Origin of the sequence: Archangium sp., from assembly GCF_036389735.1 — a bacterium.
Classification (GTDB): domain Bacteria; phylum Myxococcota; class Myxococcia; order Myxococcales; family Myxococcaceae; genus Archangium.
In genome coordinates this window covers 1-5,351 of record NZ_DASVWK010000219.1, presented here as the reverse complement: position 1 = coordinate 5,351, position 5,351 = coordinate 1, and the positions used below count along the sequence as shown (strand labels likewise).

5 protein-coding genes are annotated in these 5,351 nt (G+C 69.7%); 2 read left to right on the top strand and 3 right to left on the bottom strand.

Translation table 11 applies throughout. From position 1 onward, the window contains the following. On the top strand, positions 1 to 1,124 hold a 1,124-nt coding region (locus VF794_RS08145; protein WP_331108615.1), incomplete at its 5' end, for a hypothetical protein. Positions 1,125 to 1,134: 10 nt separating this feature from the next. Further along, positions 1,135 to 1,506 (top strand): VOC family protein, encoded by a 372-nt coding sequence (locus tag VF794_RS08140; RefSeq protein WP_331108614.1) that lies wholly within the window; start codon positions 1,135 to 1,137, stop codon positions 1,504 to 1,506. Between the two features lie 24 nt (positions 1,507 to 1,530). On the opposite strand, the gene VF794_RS08135 is transcribed toward VF794_RS08140, so the two are convergent. The 3 genes from VF794_RS08135 to VF794_RS08125 form a co-directional block, all read right to left on the bottom strand. Then, a complete protein-coding gene (locus VF794_RS08135) occupies positions 1,531 to 2,868 on the bottom strand; it encodes a TldD/PmbA family protein (protein WP_331108613.1) in 1,338 nt (445 codons plus the stop codon). Between the two features lie 11 nt (positions 2,869 to 2,879). Further along, the gene (locus VF794_RS08130) at positions 2,880 to 4,415 is read right to left on the bottom strand and encodes a TldD/PmbA family protein (protein WP_331108612.1); all 1,536 of its coding nucleotides are present in this window, start codon (positions 4,413 to 4,415) and stop codon (positions 2,880 to 2,882) included. 149 nt (positions 4,416 to 4,564) lie between these two features. Next, positions 4,565 to 5,351, bottom strand: a 787-nt coding sequence (locus VF794_RS08125; protein ID WP_331108611.1) for a GspE/PulE family protein, incomplete at its 5' end; no start/stop codon positions are given.

Sequence of the window (5,351 nt, the reverse complement as noted above, 5' to 3'; positions counted from 1 at the left end):
CCGGCTTCCCGGTGTCCGCGGACCGCTTCCGCCTCGGCTACGCCTACCGCATCTCCTGGGGTGGCAGCGGCGTCTTCACCACGCGCGCCACCGCGGCGGGCGTGCCGGGCGCCAAGCTCCAGCTCACGCGGGACAAGTGGTACGCGTACGTGGGCGGCAAGACGGCGCTCGTGCTCAACGATCTCATCAAGGAGCAGGAGACGCTCTACGGCTTCATGGCTGGCGCCGGGTGGGACGTGCTGGAGACGCTGCGCCTGGAGGCCGGCGGCGGCTACTTCCAGAAGGGAATCGTCCCGGGACTGGCCGCGCTGGGCGTCGAGGCGCCGGTGAACTCGGCGGGCGTGTCCGCGCAGGCCGTCTACCACGTGGGCGTCCCGGTGGGCACGAGCGTGGACTTCCGGCTGTACCGGAACGATCCGGACCTCTACCAGCGCTTCTTCACCCCGGAGCAGTACCCGGGCGGGCTCGCCTACTCCGTGTCGCTGGAGGGCAGCTACCTGGTGCAGTCGCTGTCGGATCCGGACGTATTCGGCCGCACGGTGCCGCAGGACTCCACGGCGGTGGCGCTCCAGGCGCGCGCGAAGCTGAACTACTGGCGCTTCCACGTGCTGGGCCTGTACCGCAGCCTGTCCTTCATCCAGTTCGAGGTGCCCGGCCTGCCGCCCTTCACCGACTTCCCGGACGGCACGGAGGTGAATCCGGAGATGTTCATCGCCGCGGGCGCGGACTACCACTTCCCCCGGATGCACTTCACCCCGGGCTTCATCGTCGGCGTGCAGCAGCCGGCGTCGTTCCGCAGCCCCCAGCCGCTCTTTGGCGGCAACAACCCGCCGCCGGGGCTGACGGGCACGCGCACGGTGGTGGTGCGTGACGTCAACGTGCTGAGCATCCTGCCCACCACGTGCGGGGCCAACAACGAGGTCTGCGAGGCCGAGCCCATCATCTCCGCGAAGGGCACCTTCCGGTGGGACCTGTCCGAGAGCGTCTCCGCGCTGGGCGAGGTCTATTACACCTACGACACCAACCGGACGACGTTCCGGGATGACGTCTTCGGCGTCGCGCAGCCCAGCTTCGAGAAGCCCAACGCCCTGGGCTTCAACCTGCTGATGCAGGCGCGCTTCTAGAGGCCGCTCCATGGAAGGCGATCAACTGACGTCGTCGTTCGTGAAGTTGCTCGTCTCGGACGCCGAGCGCTCGGCGCGGTTCTACGAGGCCCTCGGGTTCAAGCGAGTGGCCGCGGAGCCGCCCTTCATCCGCCTTCAGTGGGAGGGCCAGGCGGAGGTGTACCTGGTCACCCAGCCCGCGGCGCTCCAGATGGAGGGCCGGCGGGGCGTGGGCGTGCTGCTGGGCTTCCGGATTGGCGCCGTGGGCGTGGACGAGGTGGCCAGCCGCGCCCAGGCCCTCGGGGCCAGCGTCGACGGGCCGACCCGCCAGCCGTGGTACACGCGGGAGGTCGTCGTCACGGACCCCGACGGCTACCGGCTCAACTTCATCGAGCCCGCGTAGCCGTCCGTTGGACCGCGGCGTGGGCTACACGCCCGCGAACTGCACGCCCTCGAAGACGAGGGTCGGGGTGCGCATGGCGCTGTGGGTGAAGGGGTCATTGCCCACGGCGACGAGCCGCTTCCACAGGTCCAGCTGGTTGCCGGAGATGTTCATCTCTCCGACCGGCTCGGCGAGCTTCCCGCCGCGCACGCGGAACCCCTGGATGCCGAAGGAGAAGTCCCCCGTGATGGCGTTCGAGTTGCCCCCGAGGAAGGCCGTCACGAGGATGCCCTCCTTCAGGTCCGCCAGCAGCGCCTCCCGCGGCTTGTCCCCCAGCTTCCAGGACAGGTTCGAGGGGTTGCCCGTCGTCGGGCGCGCCTTCAGCTTCCGGCCGTAGTAGCTGTCGATGAAGTAGGTGCTCAGCACGCCCCCCTCGAAGAGGGGCATCGGCCGGGCCGCGAGGCCCTCCCCGTCGAACAGGCGCGAGCCCAGGCCCCGCTTCAGGTGGGGCTCGTCGGTGAGCGAGAGCCGCTCGCTCCCCACCTGCTGGCCGAGCTTCCCATCGAGGAACGAGCGCTTCTGCTGGATGGCCGCGCCCGTCATCGGCCCGAGCAGCATCGACACGAGCCGGCCCGCGGCCCGGTTGTCCACCGCCATCGTCAGCACGGCCGACGCGCCCTTCGTCGTGCCGAGGCGCCCCAGGGCCCGCTCCCCCGCCCCGCGGCCCAGGGTGGCCGCGTCCGTCAGGTTCTCCAGGAAGCGCGCCACGGAGTAGTCACTCTCCTCCGGCCGGCGTCCGTCCGAGTCCTTCACGCTCACGTCCGCCGAGGCGGAGAACTGCGTCCCGCGCATCCCCCCCTCGAAGCCGTTCGAGCTGACGCGGTACGCCTCTCGCAGGGTATCTCCGAACCCCGTGGTGACGGACAGGATGGCGCCCTTCGTGTCCACCGCGCGGGCGGCCGCCTCCAGCTCCTGCACGTAGCGCTTGCGCTGCTCGGCGGTGAGCTCCGCCTGGCGAGGATCCTCCAGCGACAGGTCGACCTGGGCGCGTCCCTGGTAGAGCTCGGGCTCCGGTAGCCGGCGGAACTCGTCACGCGCCAGCACCCGCGCCATCGCGATGGAATCCACGATGAACCGCTCCAGAGCCTCCGGGCGCAGGTCGCTCGTGGACACCGCGGAGTACCGGCCGTCCACATAGAGCTGGAGCGACAGGTTGCGCGTCGTGGCCTCGGCGACCTTCTCCAGTTGACCATCGCGCCACTGCACCTCGACCGAGCGCGCGCGGCCCGCGTTGGCGGCGGCCTCGGAAGCGCCCTTCTGGCGCGCCAGCTCGACCGCCTGCCGCGCGACCTCCGACAGGCTCGGGGGGTTCGTCGTGCTCATGTCGGCTTCCCTCATGAGTTGCGCCCACCCACGGTGATGGAAGCGACCCGGACGGTGGGAATCCCCTGCGACACCGGCACGCCCTGCCCGTCCTTGCCGCACGTCCAACCGCCCTCGTCGATGACGAGGTCGTCGGCCACCATGTCCACCTTCTCCAGCACCTTGGGCCCGTTGCCGATGATGTTCACGTCCTTGATGGGCCGGGTCAGCTTGCCATCCTCGATGAGGTAGCCGTTCTTCACGTAGAAGGTGAAGTCGCCCGCGCCGATGTTCACCTGCCCGTTGGTGAAGTTCGAGCAGTAGATGCCCTTCTTCACCGACGCGATGATCTCGTCGGGCTTGTGCGGGCCCGGCAGCATGTACGTGGAGCGCATGCGCGGCAGCGGCGCGTGCCGGTAGCTCTCGCGCCGGCCGTTGCCCGTGGGCTTCACCTTGAAGTGCCTGGCCGAGATGGAGTCGTGCAGGTACGTGGTGAGGACGCCGTTCTCCACCAGCATCGTCTTGTCGGGCACGTTGCCCTCGTCATCCACGTTGATGGCGCCGCGCGCATGCTCGTTCGTGCCGTCGTCGACGATGTTCACGAAGGGGTGGGCGATGGGCTTGTTGAGCTTGTCCGCGTAGATGGACGTGCCCTTGCGGTTGAAGTCGGCCTCCATGCCATGGCCGATCGCCTCGTGCAGGAGGATGCCCGAGGAGCCCGCCGCGAGCACCACCGGCAGCTCCCCGGCGGGCGGCTGCACGGCCTCGAAGAGGATCGTCGTGCGATCCACCGCCTCGCGCACCACGCGCTCCAGCCGCTCCGTCGAGTAGAACTCCAGCCCCGCGCGCCCGGCGACGCCATAGGTGTTCTGCTCGCGCCGGCCGTTCTGCTCGGCCACGCACGAGAGGTAGAGGGTCGTCATCGGCTGCACGTCCTCCACGAGCCGCCCGTTGCTGTCGGCCATGAGGACCGCGCCGTGCTCGTCGGAGAAGGAGAGGGTCACCTTGGCCACGCGCGGATCCTTCTTGAAGGCCGACGCGTTCAGCCCCTCGAGGATGGGCAGCTTCTGCTCGGGGCGTACCGCGTCCCAGGGCATCTGGAGCACGTAGCGCCGCGGCAGCTCCTTGTAGACGTGGAAGCTCTGGGGGCCGGGCCGCGCGGGGCCATCGGCGATCGCCGCCGCCGTCCGGGCCGCGCTGCGCATCGCCTCGAGCGTGAGCTCCTCGGTGAAGGCGTACCCCGTCTGGTCGCCCTTGATGACGCGCACGCCAACGCCGAGCTCCACGGTGGTGAACGCCTTGTTCACCGCGCCGTCCTCGAGCGCCATGGAGGTGGACACCCGGTGCTGGAAGAACAGGTCGCTGTAGTCCCCGCCCCGCGACAGCGCGGCGGCGAGCGTCTCGCGGATGAGGTGCTCGTCCACGCCGAAGCGGGCGAAGTACCCGATGGAGTCCGACGGCCCTCCCGGCCCCGCCCGCTGTGTAGTCGCGCAGCCGCTCAACAGCTCGCCCGCTCCCGCCATCGCCATTGCCGTCGTGCCGTAGCCGACGAAGTCACGTCTCGACATACCGATCTTTCCTCCCGCCATGGCTCGCCTCTCGTGAAAGGTGCGCCGCGCACGCGGAGCGTAACCGCCCGCCGCTGGGAGAATTTCGGAAATCCCCCGTCCTCCGCCGGGCGTGGCCTACCCAACAGAGGACGGAGCGAGCGCTCGGCTCACGACACGGAGGTCATGCGCACCACCTCCTCGAAGGAGGTGAGGCCCATGGCCAGCTTGCGCACCGCCGCCTCGCGCAGGGTGCGCGTGCCGGCCCGGCGGGCCGCGTCGACCATGACTTCGTGGCTGGAGCCCCGGGAGATGTGCTCGCGCAGCTCGTTGCCCATGTTGACGATCTCGAAGGCACCCGTGCGGCCCCAGTACCCGGTACCGCGGCAGCGGACACACCCGGCGCCCCGGACGATATTCACTCCGCCCGGCAGTAGCGGGAGGGGTGCGCCCAGCATGTTCAGCTCATCCGGGGTGAGCGTCGTCGGCTGCGCGCAGTGCGGGCACACCCGCCGCATCAGTCGCTGGGCCATGATGCCGATGAGGCTCTGCGCCAGCAGGAAGGGCGGCACCCCGAGGTCCTTCAGACGCGCCACCGCGCCAATGGAGTCGTTGGTGTGCAACGTGGAGAGCACCAGGTGGCCCGTGAGCGCGGCCTGGATGGTGTTATCCGCCGTCTCCGGGTCTCGGATCTCACCCACCATGATGACGTCCGGGTCCTGGCGGAGGATGTGGCGCAGCGCCCCGGCGAAGTCGAGCCCCACCTTGGGCTGCACCTGCACCTGGTTGAAGCCGTCCCACACCATCTCGATGGGGTCCTCGATGGTGGTGACGTTCACCTCCGGGCCGGCCACCGCCTTGAGCGTCGAGTAGAGCGTGGTCGTCTTGCCGCTGCCCGTGGGGCCGGTGACGAGGATGAGCCCGTGGGGCTGGTCGATCCAGTTCTCGAAGACGCTC

Coding starts and splice junctions, on each gene's coding strand:
- VF794_RS08140 (WP_331108614.1), top strand. CDS start 1,135: ATGGAAGGCGATCAACTGACGTCGTCGTTCGTGAAGTTGCTCGTCTCG.
- VF794_RS08135 (WP_331108613.1), bottom strand. CDS start 2,868: ATGAGCACGACGAACCCCCCGAGCCTGTCGGAGGTCGCGCGGCAGGCG.
- VF794_RS08130 (WP_331108612.1), bottom strand. CDS start 4,415: ATGTCGAGACGTGACTTCGTCGGCTACGGCACGACGGCAATGGCGATG.